Here is a 24361-nt window from a genome sequence, read left to right as displayed (position 1 = left end):
AACCACAAGGGTTTTGCATAATTTAGATATTGTTATTTTATCCTACTTTACTTTCAATTCTTAACTTGTCTGCCACCATGGCGATGAACTCTGAGTTCGTCGGCTTTGCTTTACTAATATTCACGGTATAACCAAATAAGTTCTTAATAGCATCTACATTTCCTCTACTCCAAGCCACTTCAATAGCATGGCGAATGGCACGCTCGACACGACTAGGTGTTGTGTTAAACTTTTCTGCAATTTTTGGATATAAGACTTTTGTTATCGAGCCAAGAATTTCAACATCGTTATAAACCATAGTAATTGCTTCACGTAAATACATATAGCCTTTAATATGGGCAGGCACCCCAATTTCATGGATTATATTCGTAATATTGGCATCCAAATTTTTGGTTTTTACAGGAACAGTAATCATTTGATTAGTTGTTAATTTAGTTGGAGGAGTGACAATTTTGTTACTAACAACCTGCCTAATACGATTTGTTAATACATCCATATCAAATGGTTTTAGTATGTAATAAGATGCTCCCAATTCAACAGCTCGCTGTGTAATATTTTCTTGGCCAAAAGCGGTGAGCATAATGATTTTTGGCGGCTTTGAAAAATGAATTTCTTTCATTTTTTCTAAAACCCCAAGTCCGTCCAAATGAGGCATAATAATGTCTAAAATCATAACATCGGGGGTTTCACGTTCTAATATTTTTAAAACCTCATTCCCATTATATGCTACCCCTATCACTTCAATATCTGACTGGGCTAGCATAAATTCTTTTAACAAATCTACAAATTCTTTGTTATCATCTGCAATTAAAATTTTAATTTTTGACAAGTTTTTTCCTCCTTCAGCCTCGCCCTAAACTTTTCCATTTTTTATTTCTGTTAAAAATTATTCGACATCTAGAACTTTTTTCCTTCTTGTCGAAAAAACTTTTTCAGCATTTTTTTCCGTATTACGCCCGTATTCTCCACTTTTCACTTATTTTTTATTAACGGAGAAAAACCCAAGGCTTAGCTTGCCTTGAGTTTTTCATCATCTAACATCCCTGCATCTCTAATCATCCATTCGATAAAGGAACCATACCCAGATGTTGGGTCATTAACAAAGACGTGAGTAACTGCCCCAACAAGTTTGCCATCTTGAATGATTGGACTTCCACTCATTCCTTGGACAATACCACCTGTTTTTTCTAATAATTTTGGATCCGTGACTTTGATAATCATCCCTTTAGTTGCGGGATATTTTTGGGGAACTACATTAACTATCTCAATCTTAAATTTTTCTACTTTCTGGCCTTCAATCACCGTTAAGATTTCAGCTGGTCCTTCTTTTACCTCTTCAGGAAATGCAATTGGAATTGATTGGTTGATAACACCATTGATCGGCTGTTGATCCATCTTCCCAAAAATACCGAATGGCGTATTTTTACTAATGTTTCCAATTACATGATCTTCATCTACAAATATGGCTCTTTTTTCGCCAGGTTTTCCACTTATCCCCTTATCAATCGAAGTTACGTTTGAATATAAAATTTGACCATCGCCAACAATGATTGGTTCTTGAGTATCCATATCCGTGATCACATGCCCCAGTGCGCCATAATTATGGTTTACAGGGTCATAAAAAGTTAATGTACCAACTCCGGCAGCTGAATCACGTATATATAAACCTAGACGATAAAGCTGAGCCTTTTTGTCATATAATGGGTTTACTTTTACTTTTATTTTCTCCCTATTTCTCACGATATCCAGTACAATTTCTTCTTTCTTTTTCCCCATTTTGTTTACGATTTCAGCCACTTCTGTGACATCTTTTATCTTTTTATTTCCGATTTTAATAATTAAATCCCCTGCTCGAATACCTGCCTTTTCTGCAGGAGACACAGTGACACCATTCTCTTGTTGAATAACATGGTGCCCAACAACCATAATACCAGCGGATTTTAATTTGACGCCAATGGTTTGTCCACCAGGTATTACTTTAATATCCTTCATCACATTTACATCAAGTGATTTAAAAGGAATAACCCCAAATAATTTAACTGAAACTTTTGTGTTTCCGTCTTTCTTTGGCTTTACTGTTAAAGGATAACTTAAATTTGCCTTAAATTCATCTTGATGACCATTTACTTCTAAAATCTCAGGATTACTTGAACTTACTATTACTGAAAGAGGAAAAGCTAATTTTAATTGTTTAATTGCAGATTCAAACATGCGAATTTCTTTAGGAAAATTGACAAAGGACTGAAAGGATGAAGTAAAAGAGAAAACAACAATCAATGTTGCAACAAATAACCCAAACCATTTGCGCTTATTAAGGGACAATCACATCACTCTCCTAGGCCACCTACCTGTACACCTCCAATTTCTCTGTACACTTAAGGTATCCTTTCTCAAATTGATTTAAACATCTAAATCATTCCTTTAGCGGTAAAGATATTATTCCCACAAAAGTGACGATCTCCTTAGAAGCGTATTCCGATTACTTTGTGGGGTCACAATTAATAATGAAAAAAAAGGAAAACCACCATAAAAGACAGCTTTCCCCTAGCTCAATTTATTTTTGTTTTTTTAAAGGATGAAGCTTTTTCAAGCATTTCTGTAGCATGTTTCTTTGTTAATTCTGTCATTTCTACACCACTAAGCATACGAGAAATTTCATCCACTTTTTGTTGATGGTTAAGAACTGTTACTTCTGTAGTAGTAGTCTGATCCTTTATATGTTTTCGAATCAAATAATGATGGTCAGCCATAGAAGCAACTTGTGGTAAATGGGTAATAACAAAAATTTGCTTATTCTTTGCAACTAACGCTAATTTTTCTGCAATCGCTTGTGCTGCACGACCACTTACACCAGCGTCAATTTCATCATATATAATGGTTTCTACTTCATCATTATTTGCCAAAATGGTTTGAATCGCTAGCATGATTCTAGATAATTCCCCACCAGAGGCAATTTTTTGAATGGCTTTTAATGGTTCTCCTGGGTTAGGAGCGATAAGAAAATTAACTTTATCAATACCTAAATGGTTTATATGTAGCTTTTTTCCATTTATATCAATACCATCTGTATCTTCTTTATAATAAATGTCAATATTAAAAATTGCATTTTTCATTTCAAGATCACGCAATTCGTATTCAATTTTTTGACTTAGTTCTTTAGCTAATTTTTTCCTTTGATTAGATAACTCAGTAGCCTCAAGAATTAAATCATGTGTAATATCTTTTAATTTTTGTTGTATATGTTGAAGGTGTTGATCCCTATTTTCAATCACGTCGATTTCATCCTCAATAGAGGCGGCATATTCTAAGATAGCATCAACAGATTCACCGTATTTCCGTCTTAAATGGTGAATAACCGATAAACGTTCTTCAATTTGGTTAAGCTGGTTCGGTTCAAAATCCATCTGATATAACATTTGATTAAGTTGAGCACTTATATCATCAATTTGATAATAAGAGTTCATAAGCTGATTATAGTATTCTTTAATCTTTGTATCGTACTGAGTAATTTGATCAAGTATGCTAAGTGTATGTGATAATAAATCAATAACACCATTTTCTTTGGAAAGAATTTTATAAGAATGACCAATCCCCTTTACGATTTTTTCTGAATATCTAATTTGATCCCTTTTCTGAATGAGTTCTTGATCCTCTCCAGGTTGTAATTCAGCAGTAATAATTTCATTCAATTGGTATTTTAATAAATCGTAACGTTGAACTAATTCCTTTTCATTTTCAAGTAAGAGTTTTTCCTCTTTCCTTAGGGTATCATATTGATCAAATAAATGCCTAAATTCTTTTTTAGTCTTGTCTAGACTTAATTCACCGTATGCATCCAACAAAGCCAATTGTTTGTCCTGAAAAAATAAGCTCTGGTTTTGATGTTGTGAATGAAGTTGGATTAACCACTGCCCAACTTCTTTTAACATACCCAATGTCACTAACTGCCCATTGATTCGACATATACTTTTTCCATTTTGCAACAGTTCTCTTCTAATCAAAAGCATACCATCTTGAGGTAGTTCAATACCTAAAGAACTTAGAATCTGAAATACAGGATGTTGATCAGGTAAATCGAATAAAGCTTCTATTTCAGCTTTTTCAGCTTGATTACGAATAAAATCAACGGACCCTCTTCCCCCAATTATAAGTTGTATCGCATCGATAATGATTGATTTACCTGCACCTGTTTCCCCAGTTAAAATGTTGAGTCCCTTTTTAAAATTAATTCTCAACTCTTTAATAATTGCAAATTGGCGAATCGCTAATTCTACTAACATTTCATTTCACCACTTTGTCTTAATCTGATATTGGCTTTATAACATTTCTAAAAATTTTTTTGAAATTTCCTTTGCATTTTCTTTAGTGCGACAAATAATTAGACAGGTATCATCTCCACAAATTGTTCCCATGATTTCATTCCATTGTAAATGGTCAATTAACGCTCCTAGTGCATTAGCATTACCAGGAAGCGTTTTCAATATGATCAGGTTTTCAGTGGAATCAATCCCAACAAAGCTGTCACTAAGAGTTCGCTTTAACTTATGTAATGGATTAAATCGTTGATCAGCAGGTAAGGAGTATTTATATCTCCCATCTTCTATAGGAACTTTTACTAAATGAAGTTCTTTTATGTCCCTAGAAATCGTTGCTTGGGTAACTTGAAACCCAGCATTTCTTAACTCATCAACTAATTCATCTTGGGTCTCTATATCCTTATTAGCTATTAGTTCACGGATTTTAAGATGTCTTTTTCCTTTCATGATTTCCCTCCAGGAAGAAACAATGTATTCTTATGAATAATTATACGTTAATTTTAAAATAAAGCAAACCATCTATTTTAAAAAAGAAACAACCCTTGAAGGGTTGTTATAACTCACGATGAGCGAGGTTCACTGTTTGAAAAATTAAATCCTCAAGATCTTCTATCGACTGTTCACTAGTTTGATAACGAAGGTATAAGAGGAATTCAATATTTCCTTCTCCACCTTTAATTGGCGAATAGGTAACTCCTAGTATTTTGTAACCATGATCTATGGCAAAAGTTATCATTGTTTTAAGAACATCCAGATGAATTTTGGGGTCCTTAACAATTCCATTTTTCCCTACTAGATACTTACCAGCTTCAAATTGTGGTTTTACTAATGCCACAATTTCACCATTAGGTTGTAGAATAGAAGTTAAATGGGCTAAAATGGTTTTCAATGAAATAAATGAAACATCAATGGTTGCAAAGTTTGGTGGCAAGGAAACAAGATCCTCTTTTTTTAAGTAACGGAAGTTAGTCCTTTCCATTACATGTACCCTTTCATCTTGTCTCAAAGACCATGCCAATTGTCCATATCCTACATCCACAGCGTACACTTCTTTTGCACCATGTTGTAAAGAACAATCCGTAAATCCACCTGTTGAAGCACCAATATCAATCACAATTTTATTTGTCAGATTGATCTTAAAGGTTTCTATCGCTTTTAAAAGCTTAAGCCCTCCCCTAGAAACAAAAGGATGTATCTCCCCTTTAATGGTCACTTTAGCATCATTTGCTATCTTCATACCTGGTTTATCGATCACTTCTTCATTTACTTTGACTAGACCAGCCATAATCGCTCTTCTGGCCTGTTCTCTCGACTGAAAAAAACCTTTTTGAGTTACAATAATATCAAGTCTTTCTTTATTTGCCATCATTATGCCCTTTGCTTTATTTGAGTTCCCAAGTTTTTTACTTGATTGACTAAATTTCCAACAGACAACCCTACAAGATTTCGAAGTTGTGCCATACTACCTTGTTCCACAAATTCATCCGGTATACCCATGATTGTTACTTCCATTTCGTTTTGAAGGTGTTTCGAATAAAATTCTAAAATTGCGCTACCGAAACCACCTTTTTCAACACCTTCTTCAATCGTGATGATTTTATATCGCTGTTCAGCTAATTGCATCAGTAAATCTTCATCTAATGGTTTTACAAATCGAGCATTAATAATCATTGGATAAATATCCAGTTCCATCAGTTGATCAGCAGCTTGTTCAGCAATCTGTACCATAGATCCCACTGCAAGAATAGCAATATCTTGACCTGATCTAAGAATTTCGTATTTACCTATAGGTATTCTTTTAAAGGCATCTTCTAACGCTACCCCGACTCCATTCCCTCTTGGATAGCGAATAGCAACTGGTCCTTCACATTCTTCAATAGCCGTATAAAGCATATGTTGTAATTCATTTTCATCCTTTGGAGCCATAATTATCATGTTAGGCAAACTACGTAGATAAGCAATATCAAAAACGCCGTGATGTGTTTCACCATCAGCTCCAACAAATCCTGCACGATCAATCGCAAAGGTTACATGTAAATTTTGCCTTGCAACATCGTGAATCAATTGATCATATGCTCTCTGTAAAAAAGTTGAATAAATAGCCAAAACAGGACTCATTCCAGCAACCGCTAATCCAGCAGCCATTGTAGTAGCGTGTTGTTCAGCGATACCGACATCATAAAAACGATCTGGAAACGTTTCTTGGAACTTTTTCAATCCTGTACCACTTGGCATGGCAGCTGTAATCGCAACTACTTTGGTATTATTCTCTGCAATCTTTACAATTGAGCTTCCAAAAACCTCTGTATAGCTTGGTGGACCATCTTTTTTCATAACTTCTCCAGATTCAATTTTATATGGGCTAATCCCATGGAATTTATCAGAATCTAGTTCTGCAGGTTTATATCCCTTACCCTTTTTGGTGACAACATGAACGAGTACAGGCCCTTCCGTTTTGTTAGCTTGCTTAAAAGTTGTGATTAGCTCTTCTATATTATGCCCATCAATTGGCCCTAAATAAGTTAAACCTAATTCTTCAAACAAAACTCCGTTTAATACCAAATATTTTAAACTATCTTTAATCCGTTCAGCAGTTTTGGCCAGTTTCCCACCGATTGCTGGGATTTTATTTAATAATGCCTCTAATTCATCTTTTGCTTTGATATAATGGACATTCGTTCGTAGCTTACCTAAATAATTATGGATAGCCCCTACGTTAGGCGCAATGGACATCTCGTTGTCATTTAATACGATCATAATATTTCTTTGCTCATGTCCAATATGATTTAAAGCCTCTAAAGCCATCCCACCAGTCATTGCTCCATCGCCAATCACAGCAATCACTCGATGGTTTTCTTTTTTTAAATCTCTAGCAATGGCTAATCCCATTGCTGCAGATAGAGATGTACTGCTGTGTCCGGTTTCCCAAACATCATGTTCACTTTCAGACCGTTTAGGGAAACCACTTAACCCCTTAAACTGTCGCAAACTATCAAACTGATCTGATCTCCCTGTCAAAATTTTATGAACATAAGCTTGGTGACCAACATCCCATAAAATCTTATCCTTTGGGCTATCATATAAATAGTGTAGAGCCAATGTTAATTCAACAACCCCTAAGTTTGGAGCAAGATGACCACCTGTTAAGGACAACTTTTCAATTAAAAAATATCTGATTTCTTCTGCAAGAACTTGTAATTCCTGTACTGAAAGGGGTTTAATTTGCTTTGGATCTTTAATTTGATTTAACTCCATTTTTCCCCCTCACTTTCTTTTTACTCTTTTTATCTCCATTAAATATTTCTATGTTAAAATTTTTTTCGAGTAAATAAAAAAATTGACCTACTTTTAAAACGATTCTTATCGAGTTTTGAATGGCAAATGCTTTCCCCAATGCTTTACCACCCACGGTAAGTGCCGCCACAGTAGCAGTGAACAGCACAGAAAGCGCTTTAAACAACATAGACTGTTCCGTTTCGCCAAAGGTATATACTAACTGTAAAACCACCGCTGCACTAGCCGTACCACTTACAATTCCACTAATATCTCCAATTACATCATTGCAAAAATTAGAAAACTTATCCGCATTTCTTACAATCTTAATCGCTTGCTTAGCACCATGTAATTTTTCCGCAGCCATAGAATGATAAGGTTTTTCTTGTGCAGAGGCCGCAGCTAGCCCTAACATATCAAAAAAGACTCCTATGATCACAATAATCAAGACAACGACCATACCTATTCCCCAACCAACACCCGCTAATACAATAGTAGAAACAATTGTAAATGTTGCGGAAAGTAGTAAGGTAACCAAACTAATCAATAGACTCCATTTTATAGAGTCCTTAAAGGAAAATTTCATTTATGTAAATCTCCTAATATTAATCTTTTAAGCCAATATTGGAGTGGTAACTCTTTGAGTAAACACTGTGGCTTAGGTCCAGTAGGTTTTCCCAAGAGAGACACCTTTTCGTCGCCAAAAAGGCGGTTTCCCTTTACGCTCTCCTCAATGTTGTCACCAAACATTGGACTAGATTACCACTTAGTCCACACTACAATCCTCAAAGAGCCTCATTATGAGCAGTCTAGGAGTTTTCCTCAACAACCTTTAACCTATCCCTAGCCTCTTTTGCAATATAGATTTCATATAGAACGAATAAATCATCTTGGCCGAAGATGATTTATTGTTAGCCTATAATCCCACACTATATCACTCAAGGCAGGCTACGCTGCATACAAGTGAAACCTCGCATTGCAGGTTCATACCCCAAGCCATAATAATTTGGTAGGAACCTCCTTACTACGAACTTGGGCCTCCGCGGAAGAAGGGTCTACGCCCACATGCCATTGTGGATCGCCCTTCAACCTTAACTCCCAGCATCGACCCCCGACTGGGCGTCAGAAGCCAACACCAAGAACTTCATCGATGTGCCCTTTGACGGATTTTTAGGCCCGTCTTCAAGATAGGTAGATTGACTAGAAATACTGCACCACTCCAATAAACAGCAATAATTATACCATAAATCTATTAAATTAACAAAAGCCATTTCATCTTAATTTTCCCGGTATATGAGGAAATTAGCAATTTCATATAAATGATTGGTCTCAATACCAATATCCTGAATCGATTTTTTTGCTGATGTAATTAGTTCGTCTACTTCTTTTTTCGATTGTTCGATCCCTTTAAAGTATGGATAAGTAACTTTTTGATTGATTTGGTCACTTCCAACTTTCTTCCCTAATTTATTCGAATCCCCAATGATATCAAGAATATCATCTTGGATTTGAAAAGCTAATCCTATTTTCCGCGCAAATTCTGTTAGTTTTTGTAATTGAAATTCTGATGCACCAGCTGCTAAGGCTCCCAAGCGAACAGAGAAAACCAATAAATCACCTGTTTTATGTGTATGTATTTGAAGTAAATTTTCTAATGTGGTGGTACCTTGCTCACCTAGCATGTCTAGGACTTGGCCACCAACCACTCCACTTGCACCAGTGTAGTTAGCAAACTCTTCAATTATTTGTAAAGCCGTTTCAATAGATACAGACATTTTTTTTAGAAATTTAGCCATATTACCAAAGGCATGAGTTAGTAACGCATCACCAGCTAAAACGGCTATTGCTTCGCCATACACTTTATGATTCGTTGGTTTTCCTCTTCGAAAATCGTCATTATCCATGCAAGGCAAATCATCATGAATTAACGAATAGGTATGAAGATATTCAAGATTAATTGCTATGGGTAGAATGTCATTACCATTTTTATTAAAAGCTTCGTAAGTTGCAATTGCTAAAACAGGTCGAATCCGTTTTCCTCCAGCGGTTAAAGAGTATTCCATAGCTTCTTTTAAAATGGAAGGCACCCCATCTGATGGTAAAAATTTAGTAATTGCTTGGTTAATCAGATGGGCTTTTTCAGTGATGTAATTACTAATGACTGTCATCTTGGTATTTATTCCGCTCCCTCATCATATTCAAATGGTTTTTTAAGCCATTCGCCATCTTTTTCTAACAAAACTTCAACTTTATGCTCGATATTTTCTAATTTTGAATGACAACGTTTTGCTAATTTCATTCCCTCTTGGAATAGATCGATTGCTTTTTCTAGAGGTACATTCCCAGACTCCAGCTTCTCCACGATGATTTCCAACCGTTCTAATGATTGTTCAAAAGAAAGTTCATTGATTTGATCATCAGTTAATAACTCTTCATTTTTCATTTTTTTCTTCCTCCAAACTCCACACCTGACAGTGTAACTGTCCATCTTGCAAGCGAAGTCGAATAATATCACCTAAGTTCACTTGTTGGATAGATTTTAATAATTGGGTGCCTTCCTCATTATATGCGATTGAAAATCCTCTTTGCATTACTTTTAAAGGGCTTAAAGCATCTAATTGTCCCATTTTTACTGCTAATTTTTTTTCGGATTGATCTTTAATCACTTTAAGTTCGCGAATGAGCTGTGTTTTTAAAAAGTTTAGTTTTTCTCTTTCCCTTTTCAGTTTTTGATCAGGTTTTTCTAATAATAACTGCTGATAAACATTTTGAACCTTTTCCTTGTGAATCGACACATAACGTTGTAGGGAGTGGTTTAACCTTTCTTCCAATCGATCCAATTGTTGTATCTGGTTAGACCACAGTTGTTCAGGGCGCCGAAAAATAATAGAGCGTAGAACATTGGATAACAAGTTTTTTGAATGTTCTACATTTTGTAATAATCGTTTTTCTAATCTCTTTACTAAATAAGCTAAGCTTACCTTTAATTCGTCAATATGAGGTACAGCAATTTCAGCTGCTGCAGTTGGTGTTGCTGCTCTGATATCTGCGACAAAGTCAGCAATGGTGAAATCTGTTTCATGCCCTACTGCACTAATCACCGGTATCTTTGATTGATAAATACTCCTAGCAACAATCTCTTCATTAAAAGCCCACAATTCTTCTATCGATCCCCCACCACGCCCTACAATTAGGATATCGATCCCAGCGTATTGATTCAACTTCTGTATGGCCTCTGCGATTGATTCAGCAGCTCCTTGTCCTTGTACCAAGACAGGAAAAAGCAAGATGTTTACCAGAGGATATCTCCTCTTCATGGTTATAATCATATCCCGAATTGCTGCGCCAGTCGGAGATGTAATAATCCCGATTGTTTGTGGGTAGGGGGGTAATAATTTTTTATTTAGCGGATCAAATAATCCTTCTTTTTCTAATTTTTCTTTTAATTGTTCATAAGCCAAATAAAGTTGACCAATCCCATCAGGTTGCATTTCCTGAATATAGAATTGATATTGACCATCTCGTTCAAAAATAGATATATACCCTCTTGCCATCACTTTCATTCCGTTTTTCGGAATAAACTTTAGAAAACGGTTATTTCCAGCAAACATAATACAACGTAATCGGCTTTCTTCATCCTTTAACGTAAAATACATATGCCCGCTAGAATGGTGGGTATAGTTAGAGATTTCTCCTTGCAACCATACATTTGAAAGGATTGGGTCATGATCCAATAAAGTCTTAAGATATAAGGTTAATTCTTTAATACTATATACTTTATTTTGATCAATTATCAAAAAAATCCTCCTACTTCAGTTTGTTTATTTTTTTTGCAGCTTCAATCGTATTTTTTAATAACATGGTGATGGTCATTGGCCCTACTCCACCTGGTACTGGCGTGATATAACTAGCGACGTTAGAGACTCCTTCAAAATCAACATCTCCAACCAATTTCCCAGTTTCTAAACGATTAACCCCAACATCAATCACGAGTGTTCCTGGTGATACAAAATCTTTTGTGATAATTTGAGGCTTTCCGATTGCTACCACCAGAATATCTGCTTGTCTCGTAATTTCCTTAAGATTTTGTGTTCTAGAATGGGCAATGGTGACAGTGGCATGTTCTTTTAATAAAAGAATTGAAACGGGTTTACCTACAATATTACTTCTGCCAATCACAACTGCATGCTTACCTTTGATTTCAGTGCCCGTACGTTTAATTAACTCAATGATCCCATGTGGTGTACAAGGTAGATAAGCATCTTCACCAATCATCATTTTCCCAACATTGATTGGATGAAAACCATCTACATCCTTTTTAGGGTCAATCGCATTAATGATCGCGTCTTCTTCAATATGTTTCGGTAGAGGTAACTGAACTAATATACCATGAACATTTGAATCTAGATTTAATCTTTCTATTTCTGCCAAAAGGGTCTCTTGAGAAATTGTTTCTTCCAAGTAAATCACTTCAGATTTAATTCCAACTTCTTCACACCCCTTTGCCTTCCCCTTGACATAGGAGTGGGAAGCAGGATCATTTCCTACTAAAATAACCGATAATCCAGGAGTAATTCCTTGCTCTTTTAACGTTTCAACTTCTAATTTTAATTCTTCTCTTATACTTTTTGCTACCTCTTTACCACTAATGATTTGCGCGGACATAAATAGACCTCCTAAAAATTATTTCATCATTATCATCTAGTGTATATGGATAGGAAAGATTTTGTAAAGGCAAAACATAATAATATTCTAAACATTCCATTGATTAAGTCCGATGTTTGCTACTCCAAAAGCATTGTCCCCAGAGTATTCCTTTTTTGCAAAAAACAGAGCTGCTCCAACACTTCTATGTTCTAAACGTTTGATTAAATATTCTCGAATATATTGGTTTTGAGCAACCCCACCAACAATTAAAATTTCTTTTGGATAGCCTTGTTCAATAGCTTTTCTTAATACCTTACTTATCGTTGTTGCAATATTGTGCTCTATTGCCCTAGCTACTTCTTCTTTAGGCTCACCATTCTTAATTCTTTTCATTGCTTCATTCTCTGCACCTGAAAAATGAAAAGAAAGCTCTTTGATTGAAGAAGGAATTCTTTTGAACTCAGTGTGACTTGACAAGGCGAGTTCCTCGACAAAACGTCCAGCTGGAAATGAAAATCCGAGTAGCACACCAATACGATCAATGAGTTGACCAGCATGAAGATCAAGGGTTCCCCCAAGCTTTATGATTTGAAAACCTGAATCCATCTGATCTACAAATAAAATCTCGCTTGTTCCACCAGATAAATGAACTGTAAGAAAATGCTTATTTTTTGGTCGTTTTTCTGCACTATATAACCCTGCAGCGATATGGCCTTCTTGATGCGTTGTAAAATAGATTGGAACATGAAACGTTGCTGACATACTTTCAGCAACACTTAACCCTGCTAAAAATACGGGCATATAAGAATCTTTATCAGGCCTAGGTGCACGACTAACTGCAATTCCACTTAGTTCAAACTCCTCTGTTCCATACCAATTTTTAAATAGTTCAGGTAAATTCCTGACATGTTGAAATAAGGCTTCCGACTGTTGAAGTCCTCTTTTCCCATGTCCAACCTGAAGGAGCTTTTTTGCTTCATAGAGTACTTCCCTATTTTTATCAATAAAACAGATTGATGTCATATAATTGCTGGTATCTATTCCCAAAAAACTTTTTTTCCTCATTTTAACTCCTATTCTGTAACCGTCTGTCCCTTTGAATCCCACTGTGGGTTGGCTTTAACCATTGAACCTAATACACCATTTATAAATTTTGGAGATTGATCTGAACCAAATCTTTTAGCTAATTCTACTGCTTCATTAAGGGTTACCTTAACTGGTACATCTTCAATATTCATCAGTTCAAATGTTGACATCCTTAAAATCGCTCTGTCAACCTTTGCAAGTCGATCTAGTTGCCATCCTTTTAAAAATTGACTAATTTCCTCATCAATTTCCTTAAGATGATGATACGATCCATTTACTCGATTTTTGATAAATGAGAGATCTTCCTCGCTAAAATTTTCGTCTTCTGTTACTGAATCTATGGCATTCTCTATTTCAATATCAGCTAGATCCATTTGAAATAAAATTTGTAATACTTTTTCTCTTAAGACACTACGTTTCACAGTCATTTCTCCTTCTTAAAAATTTCCTCTTTTATCTTATCATACCAAAAAAGAAAAACCACCATACTAGGTGGCTTAATACGTGTAAAAGAATGATAGGTTTCTACTTAGTTGACTATCTTATTTTAAGAATTTTTCTGGAAGGATTTCCGCTAAGACATCATGCAAGTCTTCTCTAGCATCTATTTTTTTCCCGATGTACAACCCCATACCAACAAATCCTAGAAAAATAATTGTTTTCCAAAACCCAACGAATAAAAAGATAAATCCAACAAATAAACCACTAATCAGCCCAACTATAGTACCTGGATGCTCTTCCCAAAGTTTTAAGAACACTCTATTAGCCCCCCTATTCTACACGAGGCTTTCTCACAGTATTTTGGCTAATATTGGAGATCATTACATGCACTTGTCCAACTGTAATACCAGAAATATGTTCTATATTTTCTTTAACCTGTTGTTGAATTTCTTCTGTAATTAAAGGCATAGGCGTTTCTCCATCAACAAATACTTTCACTAGAATCGTAATCGTCCCGTTTTCTTCCGGTTTTACCCTTGCTTTTAATTCTCTTACACCTTTGACTTTAGAAGAAACTCTAGTTACAAGAGTTTCTAATGATTCCATTGAAATTTGAACCTCTCCGATTTCTAAACGTTTACGAAATGTGGAGATTCCCTTTTTAGATTGTAAACTTCTAGCCAAGAAATAAATGCTAAAAAACAAAGTAACTATGCTTATCCCTAATAAAACAAGTGGATAATCAAAATAGATCTTTTCAATAAGTTCAATAAGCAAGTTATATTGTAGAAATCCCACTCCTACCAGTAGTGCAACCAACGATACAATTAAGAAAGTAATACTGTAAAGGAATAGGAAAAAACGATCGAAACTTTTCATTTGACGTCCTCCCAACCTATGAACCCCCTGTTTGTGCACAGGGGGACTTTTCCATTCATTATTCATCCTTTTCTTCAATTTGAATGGCATCAATATGTACATTCACTTCAACTACGGTTAATTCAGTCATACTCTCAATCGCATTTTTTACACTTTGCTGAATCTCCTCAGCCACTTTAGGAATAGGATATCCGTATTTTATAATCACGGAGACATCAACAGCTGTTTCTTTTTGCCCAACTTCTACTTTAATACCTTTTGTGGTATTTTTATTACGACCCAAGAATTCTACAATTCCTTCTGTAAATCCACCACTTAAACCTGCAACACCTTCTACTTCAATCGTACTTAATTTGGTAATGACCTCAATAACTTGCGGAGAGATCTGAATCGTTCCGATTTCAGTTACTTCATAATCCTTGATCTCATTTTCCATCATGATTTTACCTCCCAATGTCCTTTGGGTTTATTATACCAATGGGAGGTAAAAAAAGACAAGTTTACATTATGTTTTATGAATGGGGTGTTTTTCTAAAAATTTGGTATCAAAATCACCCTTTATAAATAACTCATGATTTAAGAGTTTTAAGTGAAAAGGAATCGTCGTTTTAACCCCTTCGACTGTAAATTCATCTAAAGCACGCTTCATTCTTGAGATCGCCTCATCACGATCTCTTCCCCAAACGATCAATTTTGCAATCATAGAATCGTAAAAAGGAGATATTGTATAACCTGGATAAGCGGCACTGTCCAATCGGACTCCAAGCCCTCCTGGTGGTAAATAAAAGTCGATTTTCCCAGGCGATGGCATGAAATTTTTAAAAGGATCTTCTGCATTGATTCTGCATTCTATCGCCCATCCATTAAATTGGATATCTTCTTGATTAAACGATAAGGGCTCCCCTGCTGCTACACGAATTTGTTCTTTTATCAGATCCACTCCTGTAACAAGTTCAGTCACAGGATGTTCAACCTGAATTCTTGTATTCATCTCCATAAAATAAAATTGGTCTTTATCTAATAAAAACTCAATGGTACCGGCTCCATGGTAATTGACTGCTTTTGCTGCACGAACAGCAGCTTCCCCCATTTTTTCCCTTAGTTCTTTTGTTAAGGCAGGTGAAGGTGCTTCTTCTATCAATTTTTGGTGTCGTCTTTGAATAGAGCAATCTCTTTCGCCTAAATGTACCACATTTCCATACTTGTCTCCAATAATTTGTATTTCTATATGTCTAGGTTCTTCTAAGTATTTTTCAAGGTAAACCCCTGAATTACCAAATGCTGATTTTGCTTCTTGTTGTGCCATACGAATGGATTTTCGCAATTCTTCATCATTATAGGCGACCCTCATTCCTTTGCCGCCACCACCAGCTGTCGCCTTGATAATCACTGGATAACCAATTTTCTTTGCTAACTGAATGGCTTCTTCTACATCCTCAATCAAACCATCAGATCCTGGTACAACAGGTACACCTGCTTTTTTCATTGTGTCCTTTGCAACAGCTTTTTCTCCCATCTTCTGTATCGCATCAGGTGTTGGTCCAATAAATTCAATTTGAAAAGAGGAGCATACTTCAGCAAAATCGGCATTTTCGGCTAAAAAACCATACCCAGGATGGATTGCATCTGCCTCAGTTAGTTTAGCAACGCTTATAATATTTGCGAAGTTTAAATATGAATCCCTTGAAGCAGTTGGCCCTATGCAATAGGCTTCATCGGCCATTTTTACGTGTAAAGAATCACGGTCTGCTTCTGAATAAACTGCTACCGTAAAAATACCCATTTCACGACATGCTCTAATGATTCTTACTGCAATTTCGCCACGATTTGCGATCAATACTTTATGAAACATGATAATCTCCTTCCCACCTCTACTCAACCTTGACTAAAAACAATGGTTGGCCATACTCAACCAATTGCCCATTCTCTACAAGAACCTCAACAATCTCTCCTTTTACTTCTGCTTCAATTTCATTCATTAATTTCATTGCTTCAACAATACAAACAATGGTCTTTTCATTTACTTTATCCCCAACTTTTACATATGGGTCTGCATCTGGAGCAGGTGCTTTATAAAAGGTTCCCACCATTGGCGAATTAATCTTATGAAGATTTTTATCCTCTACTTTTGCTGGGACAGTTTCAACTACCGATGCATTCGCCTTCGTTTCAGGTTCTACTTTTTCTTTTACCACTTGTGGTGTCGGAGTAGGTTGTTGAAGAGCAACTGGAGCCTGAACTTGTGGTTGTGCGGTGATAAATACCGGCTCCTCACCTCTTTTTTTCATCGACAATTTTGATCCTTCAACCTCGAGTTCAAATTCTTGGATACTTGATTGATCAATCAGTTTGATTAGTTCTCTTAATTCATGAATTTTAAACATTTTGTTAACCTCCGTTTCCTTTAATCATAATCGACATTATACCATAGGTTTATTCCAGTGGTAAGCCACTAGTTGTTTTTATTCTACATTAGATTATTATACAAACAAACCCGATCTCCTGCTGACCGGGCGTATTTTTAAAAATTTTACGAATATTTTTATTATTTATTCCTATTTATTGAATGCGACTGGCTTAATATGAACGTTCACTGCTGGAATATTAAGTCGATCACTAACCAACTTTATAATCTTTACAGCGTCTTCCTTTTTCATCGAATTGGTCTGTATCATGATATCAACGCCATTTTCTTTTGTTAAAACAACTGCATCATCATATCCTTCAGCAATGATTAGATTTTCCAATACCAACTCAGACTCTTCGATCGATTGAAGGTAATCGATTTTATCTTGAATATTGGCGATTGCTTCTTCAGATAAATCTGATTTCATCATCATGTAATAATCATCTAATTGTTTGGTTCTCATCGTATTACGATCCATTTTTAAACTAACAAAGTAATCACTCTCATTTGAGCCGATTTCGTCAGTTAAATCTGTAGCTTTACTAACCTCCTCTGTATTTACATCTATTGTTGTTTTCTCAGGTGATGTTATTTCTTTAGTAGTTGCCATTTGTGTGGGAGTAATTGGATCTGTCACTAAATAGTAAGCAGATAGGACCACCATTACGGTTAACATTGTCAATACCCACACAGTTTGTTTAGATTTTTCAACTGTTTTTTTCATTTTCATTTTCATTCCTCCTAACCTTTCCTCGGTAGAATAGCAATTTTATATGGCGGGACATCCAAAAGACGTTGGACTGCTTCAGCAATCATCGCTTTAACTTGTACTTTCTCAGCCCCCTTCGCTATGACAACAACCCCCCTTACTTTTGGTTTTAGGGTTTTAAGAACGACTGGTTGTTCTTGGTTATCTGTTTGATAAAGTACGACTTGTTCATCTTTTTTTATATCTGTAATATCACGAGTTCCACCTTGTTTATCTCTTTCTTTTGTTTGCTGTTCTGTATAATTCCTGTTTTTTTCAATCACAATCTCTTCAGTTGAATCAAGATTTACCTTAACTGTTACCTCTTCAACACCAATCATATCTGTAAGTATATCTGTTAATTGATTTTCGAAAATTTTTTCATAGTCTTGCATGGTTTTCGGAGATGGGGTCTTATCAATCACTCCAGCTGTTTCTTGTACAGTTAATGGTGGTGCATCATAGGGCTTCACTTGTTCAGTAATCCCAAAAATTGGGGATAAAAGCATAATCGCCATGCCAAGTAAGATCAAAAGGACGAGCCCAAACAACTTATTCGTACGCTTTTTTTCTCCAGATTCACCTCCAAGCCATTTCAGTAACCAATGTTGCTGCTTTTCTTTGTCCATTGCTTTCCCCCTCACTCTAATCAGAATTAAAGTTAATCAAAATTTGTTCCTTTTGTAAGCCCCATTCTTTTTGAATAAATGCTATAATCTCATTTACTTGCTTATTTTCTATCGAATGTATACTTTTTTCAGATTCTAATAATCCAGACTGCGTAAGATTCTTAGATGGTTCTATCTCAATCGATACAGCCTTTACATTTTCAATTTCATTGGGTGCATCGTTTTGATTACTTTTGTTGTTTTGTTCACTTTTTCCTTGCCCTTCAACTATGCTAAGTCGAACTTGTTGGATCGTCCATACTTCATTAACAATCGATGCTTCAAGATTGACATCAAAGACCGTGATATTAAAACGTTTTTCTAGCTGTTCTTTTAAATACTCCTTCATAATTTTCTCTACATTATCAACTAAGTTTTTTTGGTAGGTATCTGGTATTTGATTGCTTTGATTAAATCCCTCCATCGTAATAACGCTATCTTCCTTTGAATAAGCCTTTTGATCCAGTTGTTGAAGTAGCGTTGTGACTGAAAATTGGTTAGAGAAAAGATCTAATAAAGGTGAAAGAATTGTTAACATAATCAACAACCCCAAAACCATCTTAGAATACTTTTGCAAGTCGGAATTTGGTAGTAAAAGATCGACAAAGGTTGCTAACAATACGATTAAGATAATATTTTGTAACCAAGAGCTTATCCACTCAATCATATGCTCACATCCTATCGCATCATGACAGAAATATTTCCAGCTGTAATAATTATGGTTAGTGCAAGGAAAAACATAAGACCAATTGCGGCAAGAGCTGCGAAGACAAAAATTAAATTTTTCCCAATCATATTAAGTGTTCCTATAATAGGACTGTTTCCTAAAGGCTGCATGATTGCAGCAGACAAATTGTAAATAAAGGCTAAAGTTAAAATTTTAACCGCTGGAAAGATAACAATCAATAAAAGGATTAAGACACCTGCCATTCCTACTGCATTTTTAACTAGCAATGAAGCTCCGATTACCGTATCTGCAGCATCGGAGAACATTTTGCCAACGACAGGTACAAAATTCCCAGTGATATACTTAGCAGTTCGAAGAGTAACTCCATCAGCCACTGAAGCCGACGCCCCTTGAACAGAGATCACTCCTAAAAAGATGGTTAAAAAAACACCCAAAGCCCCGACACTTATATTTCTTAGAAGCTTGGCCAATTGCGATACCTGAAATTTATCTGAGATCGAGCTTACAATGGATAGGACAGCAGAAAAGAAGATTAACGGAAAGATCACCTTATACACTACAGTCCCGATCACATTGATGAGGAAAATAATTAACGGATGAAACATGGCCGCAGAGATTGCATTTCCCATGGAGGCTAATAGGGTTAATACCAAAGGAATAAGGGCGACCATAAAGTTTATCATTTCTTGAATAGCATCTCTAGCTGAATTAATAGCTACAGTAAAACTATTGATGGCAATGATGATAAGAACCATGTAAGAGATGGCAAATGCGACTTTACTCACTGTATTTTTTTCAAATGCGGTTTGAATATGTTGAAGAACAGTACTAAATACGGTTAAAAGAATAATAGTTCCAATTAGTTTGGCGTTGTATAAAATTTCATAAAAAAAGTATTTTAAAAGTCCTACAAAAAATGACTGTAATTTGAAATCACGACTAGGAAGAACCATATCAAACAAACTCTTTTTATTTTCAGGAAAAAAACCACCATATTCATTCATGAGCTTATCCCAGTATTGCTCTATTTTTTGGGTTTCCACTCCCTTTAGTTGCTCTTTTATCATCTCTTCAGAAGGATTTATTGCTGCTTTTACTGAAAGGTGATTTAACCCAAGAAAAATAAATGTAATTAAGAATATTATTAAAGCATGTTTTCTTCTCATATTCATCATCCTTTAGTAGGAAGCAATTGAATAACCGTTTCAATAATTACACTAATAATAGGGATTGCCATAACCATAATCAAAATTTTCCCTGCTAATTCAATTTTCGCTGCAATTGCACCCTGCCCCGCATCCTTTGTCATTTGTGCTCCAAACTCTGCAATGTAGGCAATACCTATAATTTTTAATATGGTTTCAAGGTAAATTATATTGACGTTGCTTTGAACAGCTAATCTTTCTAATACATTGATTACAGATGATATTTTCCCAATTAAGAATAAGAAGATAGCAACTCCAGTAAAAACAGTAATTAAAAAAGAAAATTGAGGTTTTTGATCTTTTAATAAAACGGAAAGTATGGTTGCTATAAAAGCCAGTCCTACAATTTGGATGATTTCCATCATTTCACCCTCTAAGTATCGTTATTGAAATAAAAAAACTCTTTTGATTTCTTGAAAAAGATCGTTCAAGAACGTAGCAACCATATAAAGGATAATGATAAACCCAATCACTGTGATCCAGTGAGCAATATCTTCTTTTCCCATTTGTTTAAATATCGTGTGCATCATGGCGATAACGATTCCGATTCCTGCAATTGTAAAAAGAGTATTTACGTCAAATGTCATATTCCCCACCTCTAATACATCAAAATTACGATTAAGATTCCTAATAATACGCCTAAATTTTTGCTTAATTTTTCATTTATTTTTTGTTCGTCTCTTGCTAGCTGTTCCTCCGTAGCTAAATTTTGCATTGTTAAACGAATATGCTTCATCTGGTCTTCTCGATCAGAGATGCCAAGTGTATGGCCAAATTGAATTAAGATTGCTTTGTCCTGGGTTTTTAATGCCGTCTTTTGATAATGTTTTTCTATACTTAACCGCCAACATTCATAGGTTGAAGCTCCGTCCAGCATTTTTAAATTCTCACTCATCTCAAGAAAAAATGTTTTAACAACATTAGTAATTCGCTGACCAATATGCTCCATTGCTAAATGGAGGGGTACTGCCCCATAAACGATCTCTGTTTCAAGCATTTGTAAAGCTTGTTGAAGAATTCTTAGTTGTTTCGTTCTTTCATGGTAATTTCTTGCAATTTGAAATCCAGCTATAGTAGAAGCACCTATAATCAGTGTGGCACCAATTAACTTAAACATAGTTTTTCACCTTTCCCGTGATTGGCCTTAGCTGTTCATTAAGAATCGTTTCAATCGTCCCTATTCCCCGTTCCCTGCTTAATATGACGTATCTAGTAAAGATCTCTTGTTGGATAAGAGAAGAAAGGGAAGGCCTTTTTATGATTTCATGGATATCACTTCCATGAGCAGTTGCAATCACTTGAACACCAGCATTTCTAGCTTCCAATATGGCTAATGTGTCCTCCTGCCGACCTATTTCGTCAACAATCAAAATGTCTGGTGACATGGAACGAATCATCATCATCATTCCTTCAGCTTTAGGACATGCATCTAATACATCGGTTCTTAATCCAACATCATTTTGTGGAACTCCCCTTACACTTCCTGCTATTTCAGATCGTTCATCCACAATCCCTATTTTTTTAGCTAAAAAAGCAAATTTTGAAATCCCTGTTCCTAATTGTCTTGCCAAATCTCTTAATATCGTTGTTTTTCCACATTGAGGGGGTGAAATGATTAGAGTATTGTGCACCTTCATTTCTCTTAAATTGATGAGAAATGGAATAAGGGGATCTGCCATTCCGAGCTTCTGCTTTGCAATTCTAATATTAAAGCTTGTCACATCTTTAATGGTCTTAACCTCTCCCTTTTCCATGATTACTTTTCCTGATATACCTACTCTATGTCCACCATGGACAGTAATATAACCTCTTTTTAATTCTTCTTCTAAACGATAAAGCGAATGGTTACTAATTAAATTTAACATTTTCATTGTATCTTCATTTGTAGGTAGATAGGATTTTTTAACATCTAAAGTAAGTTCTCCCTTTATAGTGAGAAATGCATGATGACCACTGTAAACAATCTCGAGAGGACGATTTTCCCGTATTCTTATTTCTTCAATTTGTTCACTGAGTTTTTGCTCAATCTGCTGGATGATTTTCCGAATCTCTGTTGGCAAAACGTTTAAGATCTCCTCTTTCACCACATTGCCCCCTTAAACCTGTCCACTAAGAATCTTCACTAATACATATGCCTGCTTGACCAAATTATGCTAAAAGAATGAAAAAGAGACCCTTAAAAAGGGTCCCGTAAAATAAAAAGAATTATTACTTATAAAGTGGTATTCGTCCCAATATATTGATCCTCATCATCAATAATTATTACTTCATTACAATTCGGACAAACAACCTCAGTTGGTTCATCATGTTCAAGTAAATGATGATCGATCATGACCGTTTCATGACATGTTGGACATTCCACTTGGTAATAACCTTCATTTTGGTCGTCTTCCATCACCAATAATTCATCATCTATCCCCTCCTCGAGCTCATCGTCTTCTAGGTCTTCATCATCTTCATAAAAGTCCCATTCTAAATCATTAAGGTCTTCATCAATCGCTTCCACATACTCTTCTAATTCGCTTAGTCGATCCATGAAATGTTGTAAGGTTTGATTCATTTCTGTCATAATACCTACAATTTCTTCAAAAAATTTACCTTCTTTTTTATTTTGATACATCTCTAATCCTTCAGCTAATCCTTCTAAATAGGCAATTCTTTCTTGAATGTTACTCATCAAAAATCCCCCTCATTTTTTTTCATCAGTAGTATGTACGTTTTTAAGGGATTTATCCCATTCTATTTTCTAACACCAATTAAAATAAATCCTATACCGAAAAAAATCCAAAAAAATTTTGAAAAAGAGATTTTATCACTTATTCCAAACAATCCAATGGAGGTAGTCAGAATAAGCACAGTTGGTCCTACTAATGCAAGAAGTGAATTGACTACTAAGGCTTTATTTAAATCATTTAACTTTAACATCGTTAAACCGGCTAAAATTTCAAGGCTCCCCGAGATAAAACGTAATAAGGCCATACTTAGAACAAACTTATTTAATAATTCCATTTTCCGCCCCCCAAGATTTTTTTTGAAATATGGAAAAGCTCTCTTCCTATTATTTCTATTATTTTTTATAAAAAAAAATGAGTGCCAAAATGGCACTAAACATCAAATTATTTTATAAAAAACTAAATTTAATTGGCTCATCTATAGAATTTATGCATATATTGTGACATAAGGAATAGGTATAGGAAAGCAAAGAAGTTCGTTTTTGTGCTGGAATCCTTAAAGGGAAGGAGAAGAAAGATGCGAATTGATGTGGTTTCTCATGTAGATGAAATAAAAACAGAAGAATTATTCAATAAAACAGTTATCATTATCGATGCTCTTCGAACCTCCAGCACCATTATTACTGCAATCGCTAATGGTGTTCAGATGATTGTTCCCGTTGAAACAATAGGTCAGGCAAAAAATTTGCAAAGTCAAAAACAAGAGTATTTATTAGCTGGTGATCGATTTTTCAAGAAAATTTCTAACTTCCATTTAGGAAATTCTCCTTTAGATTTTGTTAAACAACAATTAAATGGTAAAAGTATCATCTTAACCACGACAAATGGCACTCGAGCAATCAATAAAGCATTAAAAGGAGAAGAAGTATTAATAGGAAGTTTTTTAAATGGTGATAAATGTATCGAGCAAGCTTTGCATTTTAAAAAAGATTTAGTCTTACTATGTGTGGGTGAGCGAAATGAATTTGCGCTTGAAGACGGTTTAGCTGCCGGTTTTCTTATTGATCGCTTAATGAAGCATTATACGATTACCTTTGAATTAAATGATTTTGCAAAAGCGATGTACGCCGTATATAAATTTCATGAAAATGGTTTATTTGAAACGATAAAAACAACAGAAACAGCAAGAAAACTCATTCAATTAGGTTTAGGGGAGGATATTCATTTTTGTAGTCAAATCAATCTATATCCTATTTGCCCTTGTGTAGCTACCCACGAGGACATTACAATCATTATATAAAGGGTGAATATTGAAAAGCCCCCTTTTCCTT

At 35.3% G+C, this 24361-nt stretch carries 29 protein-coding genes; 1 reads left to right on the top strand and 28 read right to left on the bottom strand.

Features of this window, described 5'->3' with window-relative positions; genetic code table 11:
- Positions 1 to 37: 37 nt before the first annotated feature.
- The 28 genes from spo0A to TEPIDINF_RS03015 all read right to left on the bottom strand — a co-directional run bounded on the left by spo0A (position 38) and on the right by TEPIDINF_RS03015 (position 23367).
- Entirely contained in the window at positions 38 to 829 is a 792-nt protein-coding gene (gene spo0A, locus TEPIDINF_RS03150; RefSeq protein WP_068723641.1) for a sporulation transcription factor Spo0A, read from the bottom strand.
- 179 nt (positions 830 to 1008) lie between these two features.
- Positions 1009 to 2322: a SpoIVB peptidase gene (gene spoIVB / locus TEPIDINF_RS03145; RefSeq protein WP_068723638.1), complete on the bottom strand. Its 1314-nt coding sequence runs from the start codon at positions 2320 to 2322 to the stop codon at positions 1009 to 1011.
- Positions 2323 to 2549: 227 nt separating this feature from the next.
- On the bottom strand, positions 2550 to 4280 hold the full coding sequence (gene recN / locus TEPIDINF_RS03140; protein ID WP_421691346.1) for a DNA repair protein RecN: 1731 nt from the start codon (positions 4278 to 4280) through the stop codon (positions 2550 to 2552).
- A 36-nt stretch (positions 4281 to 4316) separates the two neighbouring features.
- A complete protein-coding gene (gene ahrC / locus TEPIDINF_RS03135; RefSeq protein WP_068723634.1) occupies positions 4317 to 4766 on the bottom strand; it encodes a transcriptional regulator AhrC/ArgR in 450 nt (149 codons plus the stop codon).
- Between the two features lie 103 nt (positions 4767 to 4869).
- A complete protein-coding gene (locus TEPIDINF_RS03130) occupies positions 4870 to 5685 on the bottom strand; it encodes a TlyA family RNA methyltransferase (protein ID WP_421691345.1) in 816 nt (271 codons plus the stop codon).
- Positions 5685 to 7571 (bottom strand): 1-deoxy-D-xylulose-5-phosphate synthase, encoded by a 1887-nt coding sequence (dxs, locus tag TEPIDINF_RS03125; protein ID WP_421691344.1) that lies wholly within the window; start codon positions 7569 to 7571, stop codon positions 5685 to 5687. Before dxs ends, TEPIDINF_RS03130 begins: the two co-directional genes overlap by 1 nt.
- Entirely contained in the window at positions 7552 to 8175 is a 624-nt protein-coding gene (locus TEPIDINF_RS03120; RefSeq protein ID WP_068723628.1) for a hypothetical protein, read from the bottom strand. The genes dxs and TEPIDINF_RS03120 overlap by 20 nt, the downstream gene beginning before the upstream one ends.
- 691 nt (positions 8176 to 8866) lie before the next feature.
- The gene (locus tag TEPIDINF_RS03115) at positions 8867 to 9757 is read right to left on the bottom strand and encodes a polyprenyl synthetase family protein (protein ID WP_421691343.1); all 891 of its coding nucleotides are present in this window, start codon (positions 9755 to 9757) and stop codon (positions 8867 to 8869) included.
- 8 nt (positions 9758 to 9765) lie between these two features.
- The gene (xseB, locus tag TEPIDINF_RS03110) at positions 9766 to 10032 is read right to left on the bottom strand and encodes an exodeoxyribonuclease VII small subunit (protein ID WP_068723625.1); all 267 of its coding nucleotides are present in this window, start codon (positions 10030 to 10032) and stop codon (positions 9766 to 9768) included.
- Positions 10022 to 11383: an exodeoxyribonuclease VII large subunit gene (gene xseA / locus TEPIDINF_RS03105; protein ID WP_421692134.1), complete on the bottom strand. Its 1362-nt coding sequence runs from the start codon at positions 11381 to 11383 to the stop codon at positions 10022 to 10024. The genes xseB and xseA overlap by 11 nt, the downstream gene beginning before the upstream one ends.
- 13 nt (positions 11384 to 11396) lie before the next feature.
- On the bottom strand, positions 11397 to 12254 hold the full coding sequence (folD, locus tag TEPIDINF_RS03100) for a bifunctional methylenetetrahydrofolate dehydrogenase/methenyltetrahydrofolate cyclohydrolase FolD (RefSeq protein WP_421691342.1): 858 nt from the start codon (positions 12252 to 12254) through the stop codon (positions 11397 to 11399).
- Positions 12255 to 12341: 87 nt separating this feature from the next.
- Positions 12342 to 13301, bottom strand: a complete 960-nt coding sequence (locus TEPIDINF_RS03095; RefSeq protein WP_068723620.1) for a Kae1-like domain-containing protein — start codon at positions 13299 to 13301, stop codon at positions 12342 to 12344.
- A gap of 8 nt (positions 13302 to 13309) precedes the next feature.
- Entirely contained in the window at positions 13310 to 13744 is a 435-nt protein-coding gene (gene nusB / locus TEPIDINF_RS03090; RefSeq protein ID WP_068723618.1) for a transcription antitermination factor NusB, read from the bottom strand.
- A gap of 120 nt (positions 13745 to 13864) precedes the next feature.
- Positions 13865 to 14080, bottom strand: coding sequence for a DUF2273 domain-containing protein (locus TEPIDINF_RS03085; RefSeq protein WP_068723616.1), 216 nt, complete (start codon positions 14078 to 14080; stop codon positions 13865 to 13867).
- 13 nt (positions 14081 to 14093) lie between these two features.
- A complete protein-coding gene (gene amaP / locus TEPIDINF_RS03080; protein ID WP_161937280.1) occupies positions 14094 to 14642 on the bottom strand; it encodes an alkaline shock response membrane anchor protein AmaP in 549 nt (182 codons plus the stop codon).
- A 58-nt stretch (positions 14643 to 14700) separates the two neighbouring features.
- Positions 14701 to 15078, bottom strand: coding sequence for an Asp23/Gls24 family envelope stress response protein (locus TEPIDINF_RS03075; protein WP_068727455.1), 378 nt, complete (start codon positions 15076 to 15078; stop codon positions 14701 to 14703).
- A 69-nt stretch (positions 15079 to 15147) separates the two neighbouring features.
- On the bottom strand, positions 15148 to 16494 hold the full coding sequence (accC, locus tag TEPIDINF_RS03070) for an acetyl-CoA carboxylase biotin carboxylase subunit (protein ID WP_068723610.1): 1347 nt from the start codon (positions 16492 to 16494) through the stop codon (positions 15148 to 15150).
- A 19-nt stretch (positions 16495 to 16513) separates the two neighbouring features.
- Positions 16514 to 17026, bottom strand: coding sequence for an acetyl-CoA carboxylase biotin carboxyl carrier protein (gene accB / locus TEPIDINF_RS03065; RefSeq protein ID WP_068723608.1), 513 nt, complete (start codon positions 17024 to 17026; stop codon positions 16514 to 16516).
- A 171-nt stretch (positions 17027 to 17197) separates the two neighbouring features.
- Positions 17198 to 17779, bottom strand: coding sequence for a SpoIIIAH-like family protein (locus TEPIDINF_RS03060; protein WP_069797595.1), 582 nt, complete (start codon positions 17777 to 17779; stop codon positions 17198 to 17200).
- An 11-nt stretch (positions 17780 to 17790) separates the two neighbouring features.
- Positions 17791 to 18426 carry a stage III sporulation protein AG gene (spoIIIAG, locus tag TEPIDINF_RS03055; protein ID WP_068723603.1) on the bottom strand — a complete coding sequence of 212 codons (636 nt, stop codon included), beginning with the start codon at positions 18424 to 18426 and terminating at the stop codon, positions 17791 to 17793.
- A 16-nt stretch (positions 18427 to 18442) separates the two neighbouring features.
- Positions 18443 to 19132: a stage III sporulation protein AF gene (spoIIIAF, locus tag TEPIDINF_RS03050; protein ID WP_068723601.1), complete on the bottom strand. Its 690-nt coding sequence runs from the start codon at positions 19130 to 19132 to the stop codon at positions 18443 to 18445.
- Between the two features lie 11 nt (positions 19133 to 19143).
- Positions 19144 to 20325, bottom strand: a complete 1182-nt coding sequence (spoIIIAE, locus tag TEPIDINF_RS03045) for a stage III sporulation protein AE (protein WP_421691341.1) — start codon at positions 20323 to 20325, stop codon at positions 19144 to 19146.
- A complete protein-coding gene (gene spoIIIAD / locus TEPIDINF_RS03040) occupies positions 20325 to 20720 on the bottom strand; it encodes a stage III sporulation protein AD (protein WP_068723597.1) in 396 nt (131 codons plus the stop codon). Before spoIIIAD ends, spoIIIAE begins: the two co-directional genes overlap by 1 nt.
- Before the next feature lie 21 nt (positions 20721 to 20741).
- Entirely contained in the window at positions 20742 to 20945 is a 204-nt protein-coding gene (spoIIIAC, locus tag TEPIDINF_RS03035) for a stage III sporulation protein AC (protein ID WP_068723595.1), read from the bottom strand.
- Between the two features lie 11 nt (positions 20946 to 20956).
- Positions 20957 to 21475, bottom strand: coding sequence for a stage III sporulation protein SpoIIIAB (gene spoIIIAB, locus TEPIDINF_RS03030; RefSeq protein WP_068723592.1), 519 nt, complete (start codon positions 21473 to 21475; stop codon positions 20957 to 20959).
- Entirely contained in the window at positions 21468 to 22442 is a 975-nt protein-coding gene (spoIIIAA, locus tag TEPIDINF_RS03025) for a stage III sporulation protein AA (RefSeq protein ID WP_068723590.1), read from the bottom strand. Before spoIIIAA ends, spoIIIAB begins: the two co-directional genes overlap by 8 nt.
- Positions 22443 to 22570: 128 nt before the next feature.
- Positions 22571 to 23035, bottom strand: coding sequence for a CD1247 N-terminal domain-containing protein (locus tag TEPIDINF_RS03020; protein WP_421691340.1), 465 nt, complete (start codon positions 23033 to 23035; stop codon positions 22571 to 22573).
- A gap of 62 nt (positions 23036 to 23097) precedes the next feature.
- On the bottom strand, positions 23098 to 23367 hold the full coding sequence (locus tag TEPIDINF_RS03015; RefSeq protein ID WP_421691339.1) for a YqhV family protein: 270 nt from the start codon (positions 23365 to 23367) through the stop codon (positions 23098 to 23100).
- 240 nt (positions 23368 to 23607) lie between these two features.
- On the opposite strand from TEPIDINF_RS03015, the gene TEPIDINF_RS03010 reads away from it, so the two are divergent.
- Positions 23608 to 24330, top strand: coding sequence for a 2-phosphosulfolactate phosphatase (locus TEPIDINF_RS03010; protein WP_069797603.1), 723 nt, complete (start codon positions 23608 to 23610; stop codon positions 24328 to 24330).
- Positions 24331 to 24361: the final 31 nt, after the last annotated feature.

The sequence above is a fragment of the Tepidibacillus infernus genome (assembly GCF_048898065.1).
Lineage (GTDB): Bacteria > Bacillota > Bacilli > Tepidibacillales > Tepidibacillaceae > Tepidibacillus_B > Tepidibacillus_B infernus.
This window is presented reverse-complemented; position numbering and strand designations above follow the sequence as displayed.